Source organism: Anabaenopsis arnoldii, assembly GCF_028331025.1.
Lineage (GTDB): Bacteria > Cyanobacteriota > Cyanobacteriia > Cyanobacteriales > Nostocaceae > Anabaenopsis > Anabaenopsis arnoldii.
In genome coordinates this window covers 15,741-35,510 of record NZ_JAQMUH010000153.1, presented here as the reverse complement: position 1 = coordinate 35,510, position 19,770 = coordinate 15,741, and the positions used below count along the sequence as shown (strand labels likewise).

General features: G+C 43.3%; 18 protein-coding genes. 10 read left to right on the top strand and 8 right to left on the bottom strand.

The window, feature by feature from the left end; all coding sequences use genetic code 11:
* From PN457_RS13855 to PN457_RS13840, 4 genes are all read right to left on the bottom strand, one after another.
* Window positions 1-909: trypsin-like peptidase domain-containing protein (locus tag PN457_RS13855; RefSeq protein WP_271733951.1), on the bottom strand; the 909-nt coding region annotated here is incomplete at its 3' end.
* 15 nt (window positions 910-924) lie between these two features.
* Complete coding sequence (locus PN457_RS13850; RefSeq protein ID WP_271733950.1) at window positions 925-1,143, bottom strand: hypothetical protein; 219 nt, start codon at window positions 1,141-1,143, stop codon at window positions 925-927.
* Between the two features lie 299 nt (window positions 1,144-1,442).
* Complete coding sequence (locus PN457_RS13845) at window positions 1,443-2,468, bottom strand: ABC transporter permease (RefSeq protein ID WP_271733949.1); 1,026 nt, start codon at window positions 2,466-2,468, stop codon at window positions 1,443-1,445.
* Window positions 2,469-2,591: 123 nt separating this feature from the next.
* Complete coding sequence (locus PN457_RS13840) at window positions 2,592-4,232, bottom strand: ABC transporter substrate-binding protein (RefSeq protein WP_271733948.1); 1,641 nt, start codon at window positions 4,230-4,232, stop codon at window positions 2,592-2,594.
* Between the two features lie 843 nt (window positions 4,233-5,075).
* Between PN457_RS13840 and psbB the strand changes: the two genes are divergently transcribed.
* The 5 genes from psbB to PN457_RS13815 all read left to right on the top strand — a co-directional run bounded on the left by psbB (window position 5,076) and on the right by PN457_RS13815 (window position 10,272).
* Window positions 5,076-6,605 (top strand): photosystem II chlorophyll-binding protein CP47, encoded by a 1,530-nt coding sequence (psbB, locus tag PN457_RS13835; protein ID WP_271733947.1) that lies wholly within the window; start codon window positions 5,076-5,078, stop codon window positions 6,603-6,605.
* A gap of 171 nt (window positions 6,606-6,776) precedes the next feature.
* Window positions 6,777-6,884 carry a photosystem II reaction center protein T gene (locus tag PN457_RS13830; protein WP_089093525.1) on the top strand — a complete coding sequence of 36 codons (108 nt, stop codon included), beginning with the start codon at window positions 6,777-6,779 and terminating at the stop codon, window positions 6,882-6,884.
* 298 nt (window positions 6,885-7,182) lie between these two features.
* Window positions 7,183-8,262: a 30S ribosomal protein S1 gene (locus PN457_RS13825; protein ID WP_271733946.1), complete on the top strand. Its 1,080-nt coding sequence runs from the start codon at window positions 7,183-7,185 to the stop codon at window positions 8,260-8,262.
* Between the two features lie 592 nt (window positions 8,263-8,854).
* Complete coding sequence (locus tag PN457_RS13820; RefSeq protein ID WP_271733945.1) at window positions 8,855-9,589, top strand: HAD family hydrolase; 735 nt, start codon at window positions 8,855-8,857, stop codon at window positions 9,587-9,589.
* Between the two features lie 104 nt (window positions 9,590-9,693).
* Window positions 9,694-10,272: a Uma2 family endonuclease gene (locus PN457_RS13815; protein ID WP_271733944.1), complete on the top strand. Its 579-nt coding sequence runs from the start codon at window positions 9,694-9,696 to the stop codon at window positions 10,270-10,272.
* A 9-nt stretch (window positions 10,273-10,281) separates the two neighbouring features.
* On the opposite strand, the gene PN457_RS13810 is transcribed toward PN457_RS13815, so the two are convergent.
* Window positions 10,282-10,902, bottom strand: coding sequence for a class I SAM-dependent methyltransferase (locus PN457_RS13810; protein WP_271733943.1), 621 nt, complete (start codon window positions 10,900-10,902; stop codon window positions 10,282-10,284).
* Between the two features lie 252 nt (window positions 10,903-11,154).
* Between PN457_RS13810 and arsM the strand changes: the two genes are divergently transcribed.
* From arsM to nifV, 4 genes are all read left to right on the top strand, one after another.
* On the top strand, window positions 11,155-12,123 hold the full coding sequence (arsM, locus tag PN457_RS13805) for an arsenosugar biosynthesis arsenite methyltransferase ArsM (protein WP_271733942.1): 969 nt from the start codon (window positions 11,155-11,157) through the stop codon (window positions 12,121-12,123).
* A gap of 17 nt (window positions 12,124-12,140) precedes the next feature.
* Window positions 12,141-13,097 (top strand): inorganic phosphate transporter, encoded by a 957-nt coding sequence (locus PN457_RS13800; protein ID WP_280801439.1) that lies wholly within the window; start codon window positions 12,141-12,143, stop codon window positions 13,095-13,097.
* Window positions 13,098-13,172: 75 nt separating this feature from the next.
* Window positions 13,173-14,183 carry an arsenosugar biosynthesis radical SAM (seleno)protein ArsS gene (gene arsS, locus PN457_RS13795; protein ID WP_271733940.1) on the top strand — a complete coding sequence of 337 codons (1,011 nt, stop codon included), beginning with the start codon at window positions 13,173-13,175 and terminating at the stop codon, window positions 14,181-14,183.
* 115 nt (window positions 14,184-14,298) lie between these two features.
* The gene (nifV, locus tag PN457_RS13790; RefSeq protein ID WP_271733939.1) at window positions 14,299-15,414 is read left to right on the top strand and encodes a homocitrate synthase; all 1,116 of its coding nucleotides are present in this window, start codon (window positions 14,299-14,301) and stop codon (window positions 15,412-15,414) included.
* A 36-nt stretch (window positions 15,415-15,450) separates the two neighbouring features.
* Here the strand turns inward: nifV and PN457_RS13785 are convergent, their stop codons facing one another.
* Window positions 15,451-17,001: an FAD-dependent oxidoreductase gene (locus tag PN457_RS13785; protein WP_271733938.1), complete on the bottom strand. Its 1,551-nt coding sequence runs from the start codon at window positions 16,999-17,001 to the stop codon at window positions 15,451-15,453.
* 133 nt (window positions 17,002-17,134) lie between these two features.
* Between PN457_RS13785 and aroA the strand changes: the two genes are divergently transcribed.
* On the top strand, window positions 17,135-18,484 hold the full coding sequence (gene aroA, locus PN457_RS13780; RefSeq protein ID WP_271733937.1) for a 3-phosphoshikimate 1-carboxyvinyltransferase: 1,350 nt from the start codon (window positions 17,135-17,137) through the stop codon (window positions 18,482-18,484).
* Between the two features lie 243 nt (window positions 18,485-18,727).
* On the opposite strand, the gene gatC is transcribed toward aroA, so the two are convergent.
* Together gatC and PN457_RS13770 are read right to left on the bottom strand one after the other, a co-directional pair.
* On the bottom strand, window positions 18,728-19,021 hold the full coding sequence (gene gatC / locus PN457_RS13775; RefSeq protein WP_271733936.1) for an Asp-tRNA(Asn)/Glu-tRNA(Gln) amidotransferase subunit GatC: 294 nt from the start codon (window positions 19,019-19,021) through the stop codon (window positions 18,728-18,730).
* Between the two features lie 130 nt (window positions 19,022-19,151).
* Window positions 19,152-19,673, bottom strand: coding sequence for a photosystem I assembly protein Ycf3 (locus PN457_RS13770; RefSeq protein WP_271733935.1), 522 nt, complete (start codon window positions 19,671-19,673; stop codon window positions 19,152-19,154).
* Window positions 19,674-19,770 lie beyond the last annotated feature (97 nt).

The following is a 19,770-nucleotide window of genomic DNA, read 5'->3' as shown; positions in this document are numbered from 1 at the left end:
GGCTAAGGTTTTACCATCCGGGCTGAAGGCTACTGAATTAACCACATTTGAATGTCCGGTGAGGGTGGCGATTGACCTCCCGGTGGCGACATCCCACAGTTTGATGGTTTTATCCCAACTCCCAGAAGCTGAAGCTAAGGTTTTACCATCCGGGCTGAAGGCTACTGAATTAACCACATTTGAATGTCCGGTGAGGGTGTTAACTAGGCTCGAACTTGACCAGGAGGCAACCACCCGCGCCCGTTGGGAGAGGTCAGGGATTTTCTCTATGGGGATACCCTGCACCCCATGTCTGGTTTGGTAGCCCAGTTCTGATTTACCATAGATGCCAATGACAAACCCCCGCTGGTCAAAAATTGGTCCCCCACTCACTCCCGGTTGGGGTTCACCGGACATAATTAAGTCGTATCCTTCCTTTTCTCCCTGACTGCGGGATGTCAGTTGATCCGTTGTAAATGTATACTGTCTGGGATTGGTATTTTCGGGAAACCCGGCATAATATAGGGGGGAACCATTATTCACTGTCCGGGAATCCGCTACCGCTGCCACTCTATACTCTTTAGTGCTGGTAAAAGTAATGATGGCTAAATCTAATCCTCGTAGGCGCTCCATTTGGTCAATCTCGTGGCTTTCCCCATCCCCAGTAATTACCCGATAGTCCCCTGGCTTTTCCACAACATGAAAGGCAGTCAGGACGGTATAAACATTACCTTGCCGATTAATCATTACCCCAGAACCTTTACCATCCAAGCCACCGATTTTGACGGTGATTTGTCGGGCAATGTTATAAATTTGTATTGTTGCCAGCCTTGGTATTTCCACTGGGTTAACAGCTAACACTGGTTGCAAATGCACTACTACCGCCGTGGTAGCGCCTAAAATTACTGCTAGTTCTGGGGTAAATCTCATGGGTAATCTATCACCTTAAGGTAACCGGGCAAAGGAAAAATCACTGACGGGGATACCCCAGCTATATTGACTAATCGCCTCTACTTCCCTGGGGTTGACAGAGGAGCCATCGGCAAATACATAGGGATTACCCCAAATGGGTTGGGCATGGAGGCCGTTAATACCCACTAGTTCGCCCCTACAGTTCAACACCGGTCCACCACTCATACCCTTAAGCACATCACTGGTGGCCAATATCCCCGACTTCTATCAAGATTTATGCCTACCCCACAATATCATGGTCAGAAGTCGGGGATATGAGAGTCAAACGTCAACTGTGGTAGCCAGGAGCGATCGCTATTTATTGTACTTATGTATTATATAGTTTAGAATCCCCTGTGTTTCAACCAGAAGATATGTCAATTATACTGTTATATCTAACACCCAGTCGGATTTATCCGACTTTAGCTTTTAGACGGGGGTTTCTAACCCCCGGTTCCCTCTTCGGTAATGGTTAACTGGTGCATTGTGCGATCTGCAGCAGCGCTTTGCGACTAATAACGAATCCGTGGGTCAATATAGGCGTTGAGAATGTCAATTAATATGCTGGCGGTAACCACAATTGCCCCAAAAAATACTAATATTCCCTGGACTGTGGGATAGTCGCGGTCAGAAATAGCTTGATAGAGACGATTGGCTAAACCAGGCCAGGAAAATGTTACCTCAGTTAAAACCGCACCACCCAGGAGGGAAGCAAAAGTTAATCCTAACACTGTAATTACTGGGATGAGGGCATTTTTTAGGGCATGGGATACCAAAATCTTATTTTCATGGATTCCTCTGGCTCTAGCGGCTTCTACATAGTCGGCTTTGAGGGTTTGTTTAAGATTTACCCTGACAATGCGCTCAAAAATGCCACTGAGTAATATTCCTAGGGTCAGGCTCGGCAGGGTTAAATGGTGCAAGGATACCAAAAACTGGGTAAAATTACCTGTGAGCAAACTATCAATGGTATATAGTCCAGTGATGGACACAGGAGCAGGAAGATTAGGGGGAAACCGGTTAGAAGTAGGAAACCAACGCAATTGTACAGAAAAAATCAACTGTAAAAGCATTCCCGCCCAAAACATGGGGATTGCGTAAGTAATAATACCGAATAAACGCCCGCCAATATCAAAATAAGTACCGGGACGAGATGCAGCAACAGTACCGGCGACAATACCGACTATCACTGCTACCGCCATACTGCATACCGCTAATTCTACAGTGGCTGGGAAATATTGCCCAATGATCTCCCATACATCCTGTCCCCGACTGGTTAAGGAGGTTCCTAAATCAAAGCGCAATAAGTTAACTAGATAATTACCATACTGGAGCCACAGGGGAAGATTTAAACCTAGTTCTTGGCGTAACTCTTCCTTAGCTGCTTCTGGCGCACGTCCCCCTAGAATTGCATCTGCGGGGTCTCCCGGTGTAGCTCGCAGTAATAAAAATACGATAGTAATAATAGTTAACAGTTGCAGGGGTGCTAGAAGTAACCGAGAGGCAATGTAATATTGTAAAGCCTGAGAACGAGACATATTTTAATCTTTAATTGTTAACAGAATATCTGATAGCTGGCATTGACCAGCTATATAAACTTGACATCAGCTAAAAGTCTTGTGGGGTGGGCATCCTGCCCGCCCTGGTAACAAATCGCCTTTCTACTGCTTGCTGATACTCCGATAAATTAAATTTTGGGTGGGGTCAAGTTGGACGTTGTTAACTCCGTTCTGAGCAAATATATAATCTTTGGTTTGCCATAAGGGAATATAAGGGACATCATTGGCGACTTGCTCTTGAATTTCTCGGAAAATTGCCTCACGCGCTGCGGGGTTTTGCTCTTGGCGTTGTCGTGCAATTAGTTTATTCATGGTTTGGCTGTAGTAAAAGGAACCCTGACTTTGACTACCTCCATTTTGACACCCTTGAGACTGGGAGCCTTTTTGACAAGATAAGAATGGGTATACATAATTGTCTGGGTCTAAAAAGTCGGGATACCAGTCAAGTAACGCCGCTGGATATAGACCCCTGGAAATGTCCTTAAAGAAGGTGGCGCTTTCCACATTATTAACTTCTATTTGTAGTAGTCCTCCCATTTCTCGATCAGCTAATGATTTAAGAGTTTGTGCGGCTAAACTGCGATTAGCTGAGGTGGAGGGATGCCAAATTTCCACCCTGGCGGGTTTTTCTGGGGAGAAGCCAGCTGCGGTTAATAATTCTTGAGCTTTTTGAAAGTTACCATCGCCATATTTCTCTTGAAATACTGGCTGGGAAACTTTAAAGGTGGTAGGAATTATGCTGTACAATGGCCGGGCTTGACCAAGTAAAACTCTTTGGTTTAAAAGTTGACGGTCAATCATAGCCGCTATAGCAGCTCGCACTTCTGGTTGATCTAAGGGTGGCTGATTGCGGTTGAATACCATATAACTCACTACGCTACCCTCAGCAGTAATATTTTGCCAATCCCCTTTTTCTCCTGCTGCTTCTAAGCTGCGAATTTGCTCTGGTTGTAGGGATAGATAGGCTATATCTACTGTACCTGTACGGAAGGCGTTAAATAAATTGACTGGGCTAGTCTGTATTTGGATGTTAACCCCCTGATTGGCTGGTTTTTCCCCCCAGTATTTCTCAAATACATCTAATCTCAGGGAATCTGTGCCATATTGAGCTAACTTATATGGACCAGTCCCTACAAAGATATTGGGCTGAAATTTACCCGCCCCAATTTCGTAGGACTTGGGTGATACTGCACACAACCCAGAAAATGCTAAGAGTGAGGGAAAGGCGGCAAATGGTCTTTTGAGCTTAATGGTTAACTTATAATCATCTGTCGCTTTTACTGATTCTACTGTATCAGATAGTAAAAAAGATGGCTTACCTTTATTCTCCATAAATCGCCTCATACTAAACTCCATAGCTTGGGCGTTGAACAGAGTATCATCGTGAAAAACCACTCCCTGACGTAAGGGGATGGTATAAGTTAAACCATCAGCGCTGACTTCGGGTAATGCTGTTGCTAATTGGGGTTTAATTTCTGTGTTACCTGGTTCATAAGTGTACAGGCGATCGCTCATATTGAACACCAAACCCAAGGAAGCCAACTCGTAGGTATCTGCGGGGTCGAGGGTTCTGGGTTTGAGAGTTGTACCGACAGTAATCCGACCGTCAACGGTAGCAGGGGGTAAATTCCCTGTCTGCTTACCAGGAGCGCAACTGACAACCAAAAGTAGACAAAGAGAAAACCATGATAAAAATTTTGTGATGGCGCTCCATCGTCTCACGGTCAAGGAAAACCAGATCATAGTATTGTGATTTTTACAATTAGCGGTCAACTATCATACTATGATACATAGGCTAAATACTTAACTATTCGCAACATAGTTGGGATTAGGAGTTTCAAGAGTCTTAATGACACGCTTGCAAACAAGGGCACCAATTAGTTACACTTTTTAAAACATTCTCATTTTTTGCTTGGCAATTGCTGAGACGCTCAAAAGGTGGCTGACTTAAGGGCGGCATTTCCTGATTTACCAACGTTTTACAGGCGTTTGGCTGGTTACTCAAACACCAGTGAGGAATTTTCCACAAAGAAAAACCCTCTAAAGTCATACAGGCGATCGCCTACTCTGTAGAGTCAAGTTCCCCAGAGTCCGACAATATTGCCAAACTAGCCATAGTGTCTGAGGTAGTCCTAAACCGACTATTTTATAGACAAAAATATACTTATGTTGACAAGCATTGACATAAGTGAGTTAAGAAAATCGCCCACTTGATATATAATTCTACGATATCAAGTATTGAATTAAGACTATTGCCAAGGCGAAAACCAAGCAATGATAGCGGTAGTCTTTCTTGTAAATCTCAACTTGAGAAATATCGCGTCTGGCTAAGGCGTGCAAGTCTACTGAGGGATAACCGCTCCCATGCTCCCGTTGAAGTAGAAAGTAAAGTCTAGCTTTGTCTAGGCTTTATATAGCAGACTGGCAATAAAAAAAACTCAAAGAGTTGGCTGAATGGCGGTAAAACAGCGACATAGGAGGATTAACCCCACCTAAGCCACTGCAAACCTTAAACGGTTCCGTCCCTCAGAACCTCAGTAAGAAAATTCCTTTGTAAACATAATTCATCGAGGAGGAGCGTAGTCGATGGGACTACCCTGGTACCGAGTACATACAGTCGTTCTGAATGATCCAGGACGGTTGATTTCTGTACACTTGATGCACACAGCCCTAGTTGCAGGCTGGGCTGGTTCAATGGCATTGTACGAACTAGCTGTTTATGACCCCAGTGATGCAGTTCTTAACCCGATGTGGCGTCAAGGTATGTTTGTACTACCTTTCATGGCACGTTTAGGCGTTACCGAATCTTGGGGTGGTTGGAGCGTCACCGGTGGACCTGCAAGTGACCCTGGTTTCTGGTCTTTTGAAGGTGTAGCTGCGGCTCACATCGTCCTTTCCGGTTTATTGTTCCTAGCAGCCGTTTGGCACTGGGTTTACTGGGATTTGGAACTCTTTAGAGATCCTCGCACTGGTGAACCTGCTTTAGATTTGCCAAAAATGTTTGGCATTCACTTGTTCTTATCCGGTCTACTTTGTTTTGGTTTTGGTGCTTTTCACCTCACTGGACTATTTGGCCCTGGTATGTGGGTTTCTGATGCCTACGGAATCACTGGTAGTATTCAGCCAGTAGCGCCAGAATGGGGTCCGGCGGGTTTCGACCCATTTAACCCTGGTGGCGTTGTGGCTCACCATATCGCCGCAGGGGTTGTTGGTATTATTGCGGGTTTATTCCACCTGACAGTTAGACCCCCCGAACGGCTATACAAAGCCCTACGGATGGGGAACATTGAAACCGTACTTTCTAGCAGTATTGCGGCGGTGTTCTTCGCAGCATTTATAGTTGCTGGGACTATGTGGTACGGTAACGCTACCACCCCTATTGAACTGTTTGGACCTACTCGTTATCAGTGGGATCAAAACTACTTCACTCAGGAAATTGAGCGTCGCGTACAAAGCAGTTTGGCTGAAGGCGCTACCCTCTCAGAAGCTTGGGGAGCAATTCCTGAAAAACTGGCTTTCTATGATTATGTGGGTAATAGCCCAGCTAAAGGTGGTCTATTCCGTACAGGCCCAATGGTTAAGGGTGATGGTATCGCCCAATCTTGGCAAGGTCACGCGGTATTCAAAGATGGTGAAGGTCGGGAATTGACCGTGCGTCGTCTACCCAACTTCTTTGAAACCTTCCCAGTGATCTTGACTGATGCTGATGGAGTCATCCGCGCTGATATTCCTTTCCGTCGGGCAGAATCCAAATATAGCTTTGAACAAACTGGTGTTACCGTTAGCTTCTATGGCGGTGACCTAGATGGTCAAACCTTTACAGATCCAGCCGATGTGAAGAAGTACGCCCGTAAGGCTCAAGGTGGCGAAATCTTTGATTTCGACCGCGAAACCTTGAACTCTGACGGTGTATTCCGTACCAGCCCCAGGGGTTGGTTTACCTTCGGACACGCTGTATTTGCTCTTCTGTTCTTCTTTGGTCATCTCTGGCACGGTTCTCGGACAATCTACCGAGACGTATTTGCCGGTGTTGATGCTGACCTGGAAGAACAAGTTGAATGGGGTCTGTTCCAGAAAGTTGGTGACAAGACCACCCGTGTACGTAAGGAAGCGTAAGCAATTCCTCTGATTTCTGAGGATTAGGGGCTGGGGAATGGTTTTTGCCATAACCCAGTCCCAAGACCTACCCGTAACAAAGACGCTTGATGCCTGGTAATTAGCCACAAAAGTCGTCAAATACTCAAAAACCATAATTACTGACTAATTAATGACGCAGGAGCTTTTAATATGGAAAGCGTTGCATATATCTTGATTTTGGCTTTGGCCATAGGAGTTCTTTTCTTTGCGATCGCATTCCGCGAACCCCCCCGCATCGAAAAGAAAGAAGAAAAATAAACTGCTCTTACCGGAATGTTAAGGGCATTTAAATCTTATTATTCGCCGATCACAATGGTGTTATCGGCGGATATGTCATTTTGTCAATACCCAGGCAGTGTTAAATCAGCATAAAAAAATCATTGCAGTCATAAAATAATATGATATAATCTAATATCTGGAAGTTAATATGTTTTAATACTAGCTTTTATAAGCTAATATAAAAAAAGATGTAGGTGTACCTGCCTCGTAGTGCCTTGCATATACATCACGCCTATGCCACAACCTTTACGGAGACTAGAACCAGGAACAAATCAGCATGGTCAATCAGAACTTAACCGCTACAGAAATTGGATTCACTCACGAAGATTTCGCTGCTCTACTTGATAAGTATGACTATCACTTTAGCCCTGGGGATATTGTCCCGGGCACAGTTTTCAGTATAGAGCCGCGCGGCGCTCTGATTGACATAGGTGCTAAAACAGCAGCCTACATACCTATACAAGAAATGTCTATTAACCGGGTCGATGCCCCGGAAGAAGTTTTACAATCCAACGAAACCAGAGAATTTTTCATCCTGACCGATGAAAACGAAGATGGTCAGCTCACCCTTTCCATTCGTCGCATCGAATATATGCGGGCTTGGGAACGTGTGCGGCAGTTACAAGCAGAAGATGCTACTGTTCGCTCCGGTGTGTTTGCTACTAACCGCGGTGGTGCATTAGTCCGCATTGAAGGATTACGCGGCTTTATCCCCGGCTCTCATATTAGTACCCGCAAAGCCAAAGAAGAATTGGTGGGCGAAGAACTACCATTAAAATTCCTAGAAGTGGACGAAGAACGCAACCGCCTAGTTCTCTCCCACCGTCGAGCGCTGGTTGAGCGCAAGATGAACCGTCTGGAAGTGTGCGAAGTGGTCATCGGTACGGTTCGTGGTATCAAACCCTACGGTGCATTTATTGATATTGGTGGTGTGAGCGGACTGCTACACATTTCGGAAATATCCCACGAGCATATTGATACACCTCACAGCGTATTCAATGTCAATGATGAAGTTAAAGTCATGATCATTGATTTGGATGCAGAAAGAGGTAGGATTTCCCTGTCTACCAAGCAGCTGGAACCAGAACCCGGTGATATGATTAAAAACCGTGATTTGGTTTATGATAAAGCCGAAGAAATGGCGGCTAAGTATCGCGAACAGATGTTAGCTAAACAGCAAGGTATTACCGCTGCGCCTACCGAAGCTGAGGAGGTTGTGGCTGCTGAGGAGGCGCTAGAAGCTACAGCAGAAGCTCCGGCTACAGAAGAAGTATCAGCTGTAACTACAATAGATGCGGAAGCCCCAGTAGCAACCGATTTTGAAGACGATATTCCGTCTGCTGTTGAACAGGAATGATTTGCTCACTTTCTTTGATAAAAATATCGCGGTAAGCGGGAAACTCAGCGGCTTTAGCCCTGACAGGGAGGCGACTTGGTGGTTACAACCACCGTTGTCTTTGCTTGTGAAAAGTAGCCAGTAAGCTAGGCTTAGACTTTAGCCGACTGGGTAGACGGTATTTGACGATCATAGCGAGAGTAAGACTGTGGGGTTAGACCTAAAGTTATTCTGTCAGCAGAATATCAGTGTCTTTAGACCTGAGAGTGTCAATAATGCTTTTGTTAAAACAAGGTTAAAAAAATCCTGGTCACGAAATTCTCAAACATAAAGCCGAGAACCAAGGTCTTATTATAGATTTAGATTCAGGAATTTTTTAACAGGTGCGCGCTTAATTTATCTGGAGTGCATTGCTTGATACCCCCTGGTTGAGAAACAATCTTAAGTTATGTATTTGTTAGCCTTAGTGAGCAAAAAAGTATCGGTTAAAACCTGTTATCTCAGATGACCAAAAGTGCAAAACTCTCATAATTACTCCCATAATTATGGGAGTAATTATCGGAGTTTTTTACTATATTCTCTACTAAAAACTGTTTATATGAGGTGAAATGGCTTGGTAAATATTAAATGTAGAAATATCAGTTTTGATCAGATCGAGGCAGTTTTTTTTGATAAAAATGGTACATTGGAAGACTCAGAAGCCTATTTGCGATCGCTCGGACAAAAAGCAGTGCGGATCATAGACGCGCAAATACCCGGTATTGGCGAGCCCTTATTAATGGCTTTTGGTATCAACAGCGACACCCTAGACCGGGCCGGTTTAATCTCGGTAGCTAGTCGCAGGGAAACAGAAATCGCCGCAGCTGCATATATTGCCGAAACTGGGAGAGGATGGTTTGAGTCTTTAACAATCGCTCGCAAATCCTTAGAGGAAGCGGAAAAATATCTCAGTACCACTCCAGCGCCACTATTTCCAGGTAGTTTAGAGCTATTAAAATCCTTATCAGCCGCAGGAATCAAACTGGGGATAATTTCCGCCTCCACCACAGCCGAAGTCAGTGATTTTGTCACCAGATACCAATTGCATGATTACATCCAGGTGCAAAAAGGAGTAGATGACGGACCGAGTAAACCAGATCCCATCTTGTTTTTACAGGCTTGTCAGGCTTTGGGGGTAGAACCTGGTCATAGCTTGATGGTAGGGGATGCGGTCGGTGATATGCAAATGGGGCGTAATGCTCAAGCCGCAGGTTGCATTGGTATTACCTGGGTGGGTCAATCAGATCATGTCCGGGGTGCGGATGTGGTAATTAATCAACTAGATGAAATTCAAATTTTGGCACATTGAGTGATTATTGATGTTTGTCACCTCATTATCACAGAAATAGAAAAAAGTCAATATTAAATGTTAAAATGTGAATACCGGCGATTTTCACATTTGCTATACAAATCATGCAAAACACAGAAACAACCTTACCGCTTCGCCTGTGGACAGTTGAAGAATACCACCGGATGGCTGCGGCTGGGATTTTTGCTGTAGACGAGCGAGTGGAACTTCTAGAAGGAAAGATTATATGGATGATTGCTAAAGGAACAGCTCATAGGTCAGCAGTGGGAAGAACAGATTACTTGCTAAAGAACAGATTAGCAAATCTGGCTTGGGTATCCATTCAAGACCCCATTAAGTTAAATGAAATGTCTGAACCAGAACCAGATATTGCTGTCGTCAAAGTAGATCCTTTAGACTATGCAGACCATCATCCTACACCACCAGAAGTTTATCTGATTATTGAGGTAGCAGATAGTAGTCTGAAAATAGACTGTGACACTAAAGCAAAAGCCTACTCCCAAGCCGGAATTACAGATTATTGGGTGCTAGATGTAACTAGCCGTCAATTACACGTTTTTCGGGAACCCACTCAGTTAGGGTATGAAAGCGCAGCGATTTTGCCAGAAGATGCGACTATTTCCCCCTTGGCGTTTCCTGATTTACAAATTCTAGTTTTAGAAATGCTACCACCAGTTAAGTAATATTTCTGATTAAATCTCAGATGGTTTAGCAAAAATTGTCAGCAAAACAGGACCTAATAAATACTGGTGAGTCACACACAATAATCCCGCCGATGAGCCAAAAACTTCACGTTGTTGAGGGCTATAAAATCTCATCCTCCCATCAGACATTGGTAACACTTGGGGCACTGTCTGTTTTTTGGTGGTAATGTCCACTAAATAGAACCGCCCTCCCGGAGAAAGCACCCGCGCTACTTCCCTTAGTACCTGCTCAGGTTCCAAATAGTGTAAGAAGCTGATAGTGCTAAATACAGCATCAAACTCACCTTCACCAAATGGTAAAGATTCCGCTTGACCTTGAATATAAATTAAACGTGGACGGTGGCGATCGCTCTGTCTGGCTATCCGCAACATTTCTGGAGACAAATCTAAACCAGTACCACGGACATCAGGGAATTCATTTAGTAAGCGGTCAAGAAGTTTTCCAGTTCCACAACCCATATCAAGTATATTAGCCCCCCGGGGTAAATCCACATACTCCAATAACCGCTTGTGGATAGCTTGGTAAATTACCGAAGGAAAAAGCCAATCATAGCTGGGAGCCCATTGATCAAACAGGCGCTTTTTGTTGCTCAAAAAGTTAGAAGTCATACATCAATCACCCTTGTATCTGGTTAAAACTCAAAGGGAGTAACCCCTCTCAAGTGTTACTCAAGTTCAGGGGTAGATGCAACGAGTGGAGAAAACATCACTAATTATCCGAATTTGAGTCATAGTACTTGAAGAAATAACTAATTACAGATAAGAATCGATAAATCTGCACTTGTTTGATTTAAATCATGATTAGCTATATTAGGATGCACAAGGCCGCATCTAGACACAACATATCAGACCAAAACTATAATGACCTATCTAGAAACAGCAGCACAGTTTTACAGTCAAGTTGCACAAACACCAGAAGTGGGACTGTGTTGTGTCCAAACTACACCCGTGCAACTCCCAGGGCTGAAAATTCCCCGGGAAATGCAGCAAATGAACTATGGTTGTGGTACCACCGTTCACCATAATGAACTTTCCAACCAACCCACGGTGATGTATGTCGGTGTGGGTGGTGGGTTGGAAGCACTGCAATTCGCTTATTTTTCTCGTTATCCAGGTGCTGTAATTGCCATTGAACCAGTTGCAGCTATGCGAGAAGCCGCCGCACGTAATCTAGAAATTGCCGCTAGAGAAAACCCTTGGTTTGATCCCAGCTTTGTAGAAATTCGGGAAGGCGACGCTTTTAATCTGCCCGTAGGTGATGCTAGGGTCGATATTGTGGCGCAAAATTGCCTTTTTAACATTTTTGAGCCAGAAGACTTAAGCCGTGCTTTAAAAGCCGCATATCGAGTTTTAAAATCAGGTGGACGCTTGCAGATGAGCGACCCCATTGCTACCCGTGCAATTCCTGCTCATTTACAACAGGATGAGAGACTACGTGCTATGTGTTTATCCGGGGCGCTCACTTATGAGGAATATACTCAAAGTATCGTTAATGCCGGTTTTGGTCAAATTGAAATTCGCGCCCGCCGCCCTTACCGTCTGCTAGATTCCCACACTTACAACTTAGAAACACATCTCCTGTTAGAAAGTCTTGATTCTGTTGCTTTTAAAGTTGATATTCCCGAAGATGGCCCTTGTATATTTACCGGGAAAACGGCAATTTATGCCGGTATAGAATCTTGTTTTAATGATGGGGATGGACATCTGCTACAGCGTGGTATTCCCGCAGCCGTCTGTGATAAAACTGCGGCTAAACTGGCCGCCTTCAAGCCAGCAGAAATTTTAATCACCGATTCTACCTGGTACTATAGCGGTGGTGGTTGCTGTTAACTCTGAACGCCCCAAAAATGTTAATAATTAGTTTATTTTTGGCTACGCTTTTTTTAGCTTATTCCCATGGAGCCAACGACAACTTTAAAGGTGTAGCAACACTGTTTGGTAGCCGCACAATGAGTTACCAAACAGCAATTTTGTGGGCAAGTTTTACAACTTTTGCTGGTGCTGTAGCTGCGGTTTTCTGGGCAAGTACATTAGTACCAAGGTTTACTGCTCAAGGTATATTTCCAGATGCGATCGCTAATGCACCAGAAATCCATTTAGCTGTAGCCATCACCACCGGTTTAACCTTGCTATTTGCTGCCATCACAGGATTTCCCATTTCCACAACTCACACTATCACAGGTGCTATACTGGGGGCAGGGTTAGTGGCTATTGGACTCAAGGTTAACTTTGCAGTTTTGGGCAGCTTATTTATTTTACCCCTCTTTCTCAGTCCTATTATTGCTATTTGTTTAGCAGCAGGAAGTCATCGATTCTTCCAATACATCGGTTCTAAAGTTAACCTGCAACCCGACGAAAAAATAGTTAATATTTGCCACTTGATCAGTGCAGGTATTATCAGTTTTACCAGAGGTTTAAATGACACTCCTAAGATTGTTTCCCTCATTTTAATTATTGATTATTTTTCGGTTCAAGGAGGAATGTTAACCATAGCAATGGCCATGGGACTCGGTGGTTTACTCAACTCCCAAAAAATTGCCGAAACTATGGGCGAGAAAATTGCCGACATCAATCATAACCAGGGACTATCTGCAAATATGGTAACTGGGATTTTAGTAATAGCCTCTAGTTATTTTGGTCTGCCTATTTCCACTACTCAAGTTTCAGTTAGTTCTATTTTTGGTGTAGGACTGATTGACAACCAATCTAATTTCCGCGTCTTTTATCATATTTTATTATCGTGGGTTTTAACTTTACCCATTGCCATGATGATTAGTGGAATTATTTATAGATTATTACAATGATAGTAAAAAGTAATATAAATTAGATAAACCTTCGATAAACCATAATAATGTTAACTAATTTGGGAATATAAAATCATGTCAAATATTCAAACAAATATATTCACACCAGTCATAACATCATTTAAAGATAAACTTACTTCTCCTCTGACAAAAAAAAGTATTTCTGTTCTCCAAATTAATTTAGGTAGGCGGTGTAATCTTGCTTGTAATCACTGTCATGTCGAAGCCAGTCCGAAACGTGTAGAAGAACTTTCTCCCGAAATTTGCCAACAGTTAATTACTTTAATCCACCAGTTCCCGGAGATTGAGATTGTAGATTTAACTGGTGGCGCTCCAGAAATGAATTATGGATTTAAGCCCTTGGTAGAAGCGGCAAAATCTACAGGTAAGCAGGTGATTGTCAGGTCTAATTTAACAATTTATTTTGAAGATGGTTTTGGTGATTTACCAGAATATTTTGCCAAACACCAAGTAAGAGTTGTTGCTTCTTTGCCTTGCTACATGGCCGATAATGTTGATAAAATGCGCGGTCATGGTGTTTTTGATGCTTCAATTACAGCCTTACAATGGCTGAATCAACTCGGTTATGGCAAGAAATATGATTTAATTTTGGACTTAGTATATAATCCACCTTTACCTACTAGCGAAAAGTTCTCTTTAGCCCCTGAGCAAACTAAACTAGAAGGAGATTACAAAAGGTTCTTGCAAGAGCATTTTGATATTGTGTTTAACAACTTATTTACCATCACTAATCTACCGGTTGGCAGAACTAAAATATATTTAGAAAGAAAAAGTCTGCATACTAGCTACTTACAGTTTTTAGAGTCCCATTTTAATCACAGTACAGTTGAGCACTTAATGTGTGGTAATGAACTGTCGGTTGACTACCTCGGTAATGTCTATGATTGTGATTTTAATCAAATGATGAACCTACCAGCTAAAACTGGTAATGGTGAATCATTAACAGTCAGTAAATTGCTAGAGTCTGGAACTTTAGACTTAATTACTGAAATTCAAACAGCTAACTATTGTTATGGCTGTACTGCTGGCTGTGGTTCAAGTTGTGGTGGGGCTTTGATTGAATAGAAATGTAAAATTGTATTTTGATTTACTTAAAAATTCCGGATAATAATTGTAATTTTACTTACTTTTTTGGTGAAAATTCTGTATATTAAGGTATGATGTCACAGACACTAAAGAAATGAGTAGAATTGTAATTAACGATACTACTCTCCGGGATGGAGAGCAAGCCGCTGGTGTGGTGTTTGACTTACAAGAAAAAATAGCGATCGCCCAATTACTGGATGCGATTGGAGTTCATGAGCTAGAAGTTGGGACCCCCGCCATGGGTGAAACAGAACAACAAGCCATAAACAAAATTGTCAACTTAGGTTTACAAGCTCAACTCCTGGGTTGGAACCGCGCCGTAATTTCCGACATTCAAGCTAGCATAGATTGTGGTTTGCAGCGAGTGCATATATCCATCCCTGTATCAGCAATTCAAATAAATGCTAAATTTCAGGGTAAATGGCAGTTAGTTTTACAAAAACTGCGAGACAGTATCAACTTTGCCCTTGATCATGGACTGTTTGTTTCCGTAGGTGGGGAAGATGGCTCTAGAGCGGAAGAAAAATTCCTCTTAGATGTAGCACTTGATGCTCAAGAATGTGGCGCATCAAGGTTTCGTTTTTGTGATACAGTGGGAGTCCTGGATCCTTTCAATACTTACACGCAAGTTAAAAAATTAGTAAACGCATTGTCTATACCTGTAGAAATGCATACCCACAATGATTTTGGTTTAGCCACAGCCAACACTCTAGCCGGGATCAAGGCGGGTGCTTTATCAGCAAATACCACAGTTAATGGTTTAGGTGAAAGAGCAGGAAATGCTGCTTTAGAAGAAGTTGTTATGGCTCTCAAACACATCCATAATAGTAATTTAGGCATTGATACTGCTCACTTATGGGAAATATCCCGACTGGTAGCATCAGCATCAGGCCACAATGTACATCCCTGGAAAGCAATAGTGGGGGAAAATAGTTTTGCTCATGAATCAGGTATTCATGGTCATGGTGTACTGCAAAACCCTCATACTTACGAACCCTTTGCTCCCGAAGAGGTAGGTGGGGAGAGGCGTTTACTTCTGGGTAAACATTCTGGCAGGCATTTATTATTAAACTTGTTGCAGCAGCATGGTATTTCTCTAAACCCAGAAGCAACGAAATCTGTTTTAGAGGCGGTGCGACAAGCGTCTATGGAGCACAAACGGAGTTTAACTACCCAAGAAGTCTTGGATTTAGCACAAACACACCAGTAGACTCAATACTTGGGCGGATATTTATGATAATTGCCGTTAAACATCAAAGTAGTCACTACCAGAACCATATTTCCAAGCATCAACTAAACGATGCCAATAATATTTCTGTTCTGCGGGTTGATTGTTAATCCATGTTTGTAATATGGGGGTTAACTGAAATAAAGCAGTGTAAACCCCTAAATTAGTGTAATGTACTATCCAGTCCACTAAGCTGAGTATACCAACTTGTGGAATAATTTTAGCCACTAATAGCGGATGCAATAAACCAGTTCTTAACAGTGTTTTTGTCAGTCCTGAAAATTGCACCACATCTTGCAAAAATGGTTTCAAAACTGGTGTCCCTAGTTGTTGCATTTCCTGAAACACAGACCGGAGTAGTTCGTTAATTTGCTCTGGGGGGATTTTCTGATTTACACCCACACTCATGGCTTTTTGAAACAACCAAGTTACTGTGAGATTTGGTTGATAGGGTTGCAGCAGTGCTAAGTTTTGGGCGGATAATTGATTAGTTTGCAGTGCTTCATGAATCCCAAATGTTAACCGCTTGAGGTGACGTATCATCGCCCCAAAGCCGCCAAAACTTAGGGGAGATTGACTACCACTGCTGTCTCCCACGGTTAACAGGCGGTTCCAAGGGGTTTTAATCGGACTTTCCCGATAGCTGGGAAAGAAGCCAAACAGCGCTCGTTGAAATTGCAATTGGTTTAATTCCACACCCTGATATTCTGGTAGTAGTCGCAGATATTCCTCGAATAATTCGGCTAAACTCAAGCGCTGTGGTTCTGCATCCATGTAGGTAAATAAGTAAGTGGTTCTACCGTCTTTGGCTGGGAAAGCTTCCCAAAAGTATTGACATTGATTTTCTAAGGATGTGAAGGAAAATAATAAGTCGCCAGTGGTATTTACTGGGAAACCTTGGGCGCAAGTTCCTACTACTAAGCACAAAGCATCTGGTTTTTTACCTTGGCGTGCTTGTCTGGTAATGGGAGAAAAGTTTCCCATAGCATCGATTAATAATCTAGTTTTATATTGGTTATTGACTATGACTCCCTCTGGATGAACTATAGCTTGAGTGAAGGGTGTATTTTCTAATAACTTACCTCCAGCAGCGATAAATCGGTTTTTTAATGTATCTAGTAGGTAAACTGGATCTACGCCGATATTTAAGACATCTTCTACCCAGATTTCGGTACCACCGGCAAAACTTACCCGTGCTGGGTTATATTTAGTAGCGATCGCCTGTTCTAATTCTGCGGTACTCAGTAGGTTTAATTCTAGAAATACTTGCAATTCGGGGCGGGAAATATTCCACTCTTGTACTCTCCCCCGTAAAATTCCCCTTTCTATTAACGCTACCCGCAGTCCCTTTACTGCTAAGGCGCAACCAATTAAAATCCCTAAAGTCCCACCACAGACAATTACATCCCAGTCTACAGCTTCTAATGGTTGCTGACTGTGTTTAACTACTGTGGGGACTGGTGCTGTATTTTCTCTCAAAGATTCTAGCAGGCGATCGCCTTGACGTAAAGCTCCCAGAACATCACCTGGTACTTGAGAGAGAATTTTTTCAGTTAAAGATGGGGACATATAAAGTTGATGTCAACAGACTACTAATATTCATCCTATCTTTGACTGGCTGAAAACCCCTGACAACAAAGTGGTTGCGTATTCACGACATGCAAACACAAACAAGTAATAAAAGTTGATTTTAGGTAACCTCATGTCCGCTGCTGTCATAACTTTAGAAACTCAAACAGACCAGTCTCACAAGTTAATTATCCACCCTCCCTCTACTGGTCTGTCTTTACACGGTTGTATTCGTGTCCCGGGTGATAAGTCCATATCACACCGTGCTTTAATGTTAGGAGCCATCGCCCATGGTGAAACCCAGATTGAAGGGCTGCTTTTAGGCGAAGACCCCCGTAGCACTGCTAGCTGTTTTCAAGCTATGGGGGCGCAAATTTCTGAACTGAACACCGAATTAGTCCGGGTTCAGGGGATTGGTTTGGGACAACTCCAAGAACCAATGGATGTGTTGAATGCTGGCAACTCTGGTACTACACTCAGACTGATGTTAGGGCTTTTAGCATCTCATCCAGGGCGGTTTTTTACGGTTACAGGTGATAGTTCTTTGCGATCGCGCCCGATGTCCCGTGTGGTTCAACCCTTACAACAAATGGGGGCGGAAATTTGGGGGCGTAAGGGTAATTCTTTAGCACCCTTAGCAATTCAAGGTCAAGCCCTCAAACCGATTCATTATCATTCTCCCATCGCCTCGGCCCAAGTTAAATCTTGCCTATTACTTGCAGGTTTATTAACCCCAGGACAAACCACCATCACAGAACCCGCTCTTTCTCGTGACCACAGCGAGCGGATGTTACGGGCTTTTGGTGCTGAACTGACTATTGACCCAGACACCAATAGCGTCACTTTGAAGGGACCGGCCCAATTACACGGACAAAAAGTTATTGTCCCCGGGGATATCAGTTCCGCAGCCTTTTGGTTAGTAGCTGGGGCAATTGTACCTGATTCTGAATTACTGATAGAAAACGTCGGTGTTAATCCCACTCGCACCGGGATATTAGAGGCTTTAGCACTCATGGGAGCCAATATTCAACTGGAAAACCAGCGGGAAGTCGCTGGGGAACCGGTCGCAGATTTAAGAGTGCGTTCGAGTGGTTTAAAAAGCTGCACCATTGCGGGGGATATTATTCCCAGAATGATTGATGAAATCCCTATCCTAGCAGTAGCAGCAGTATTTGCCACCGGCACAACCATTATTCGAGATGCTGCGGAATTACGAGTCAAAGAAAGCGATCGCATTACTGTGATGGCGCAGCAACTCAATAAAATGGGCGCAAAAGTTAATGAATTACCCGACGGTATGGAAATTACTGGCGGTACGCCCTTAGTCGGTACTGATGTGGATAGTCATACAGATCATCGCATTGCCATGAGTCTGGCGATCGCATCTCTGGTTTCTACTGGGATCACCACCATTCACCGAGCCGAAGCAGCAGCCATTTCTTACCCCAACTTCACAGCCACACTTACAAAAGTGCTGTGTTAGTTTGCGAGTTAAACAGGGGATAATTTCCTCCTGTCTATAAACACAGATAAATTATCTGTGTTTATCTTTAATTTAATGTTCTTTTAACTACTTCATTGCCCTTATGAGGGGCATTAAAATCAATTGCAAGGCATTTTGGTACAATCCGAGTCAGGACAAGCCCAAGAAATATACAAAACCATGGCTATTAAAACTTGGGATGGTTTTCACCACAAACGGAGCGCCAAAAAAAGGCAATTATCCCTACTCGTTGCTATTCAAAATTTTTGGGACTTTAAAAAATTCCCCTTCTTGTTCCGGCGCACTATTAAGAATGGCTTCTCGCTCAGGATATGGTTGTAACTCATCTTTTCGAGTCACATTACTAACATCAATCGCCCTTGTGGTCGGCAACACATCACTCACATCTACTTCATTCAACTGTTCCACGTATTCCAGAATACTTCCCAGTTGGGTGGTAAATTTCTCCTCCTCTTGTGCTGTTAATTCTAACCGAGCTAGAAGAGCTACTTTATGAACTTGTTCCCGATCAATCATGGTTTCTCAATGGTTAATTTTTTTTCTTATGCTCAATGGGAGAGACAAACCCGCCCCGCCTCCCTTGTGGAGGTGGGGGTGAGTTTCTTGGTATTGGGTTTGGCAAAGCTTTAACCCAACCTAGAGAATATTAAAAGAATACGTCAATTTGCATACGTCCGGTAGTTTTCAGCCAGTTCTGGGCTTCAATGTAATTATTAGGAGCCATGCGGATGGCTCTAATCCAATAATCTGCGGCTTGATCAAAAAATGCTTCGCCAGCGTCATTATCCCCAGCTTCTTTGGCCTTTTCACCTTGATAATGGTAAATCACCGCAATGTTATTCAAGGCCTGGGGTAAACGTGGATTTAATTCAATCGCTTGGTGATACATTTTTAAAGCTGTATCGTGGTCACCATTACTGGCATAGATTAGCCCCATATTGTAATGAATATACGCGCGATCATTACTGTCTTCCTCTAGTGTCAGCGCTTCTTCATAGTACTCTAAGGCTTCAGCATATTCTCCTTCAGCCTGGGCTGACATCCCATCTCGGTAATACACAAATGCTTCTTTAGCTTTCTTGTTGGTGGGGAGGATTTTCAGGATGATATCCGCCATCACTGTAAAGGATTTGTCAATGAAATTATCGTTTTTCTGTGTTCTTGGCATATTTGCCTCTATGGTTATACAGCAATTGGCGTGAAGCACCCACAGACTTCGCCTTCGCTAAGTCCGGCTCAAGGACTGTGAACAGCTATTCTCAGGA